Annotated in this window: 1 protein-coding gene; it reads left to right on the top strand. The window is 57.0% G+C overall.

From position 1 onward, the window contains the following. Positions 1 to 6: 6 nt before the first annotated feature. On the top strand, positions 7 to 258 hold a 252-nt coding region (locus SB719_RS21145; RefSeq protein ID WP_412159884.1), incomplete at its 3' end, for an SDR family NAD(P)-dependent oxidoreductase.

Genomic DNA, 258 nt, shown 5'->3' with positions numbered 1-258 from the left:
CACCTCATGACCGATCACAGCATCAAGGACAAAACCGTTATCATCGCCGGTGGGGCAAAGAACCTCGGTGGACTGATCGCCCGTGATCTTGCCGCACAGGGCGCCAAGGCGATCGCTATCCATTATAACAGCCTGGCGACCAAAGCCGAAGCCGAAGCAACGATGGCGGCGGTCAAAACAGCTGGTGCTGAGTGTGTCACCATCAAAGCCGACATGACGACAGCGGACGCCGTCGAAAAGCTCTTCGCAGATGTAGTC

Origin of the sequence: Pantoea sp. SIMBA_079 (assembly GCF_046940275.1) — a bacterium.
Classification (GTDB): Bacteria; Pseudomonadota; Gammaproteobacteria; order Enterobacterales; family Enterobacteriaceae; genus Pantoea; species Pantoea borealis.
The sequence above is the reverse complement of the archived record's forward strand: the minus strand, read 5'-3'. Positions and strand labels throughout refer to the sequence as shown.